Origin of the sequence: Aliamphritea spongicola (genome assembly GCF_017051665.1) — a bacterium.
GTDB classification, from domain to species: Bacteria; Pseudomonadota; Gammaproteobacteria; order Pseudomonadales; family Balneatricaceae; genus Amphritea; species Amphritea spongicola.
Genome location: NZ_JAFIDL010000120.1, coordinates 1 through 284, shown reverse-complemented (window position 1 = coordinate 284; position 284 = coordinate 1). Strand labels below are relative to the sequence as shown.

At 66.5% G+C, this 284-nt stretch carries 1 pseudogene; it reads left to right on the top strand.

Annotated features, from left to right (window positions below):
• Positions 1 to 284, top strand: a pseudogene (locus JYB63_RS22990) (type VI secretion system ATPase TssH); the annotation flags it as partial.

The window sequence follows — 284 nt, the reverse complement described above, 5'->3', positions numbered from 1 at the left end:
CCTGCGCCACCTGCTGAAGGCCATTTCCCCGCAGTTCGAGCGCATCAACGCCGATCTGCTGATGGAACAGTTCGCCGCCATTACCGCTCACTCGGCGGAAAACGCCCAGGATGCGGCGGCGCAAAGCGGCGCCGAGCCCCTGCCCGGCGCGGCGCGCAGCGGTGAAAGCGTGCTGGAGCAGTATGCCCAGGATCTGACCGCCAGAGCGCGCAACGGCGAGATCGACCCGGTGGCCGGCCGCGATGAAGAGATCCGACAAATCGTCGATATTCTGATGCGCCGCC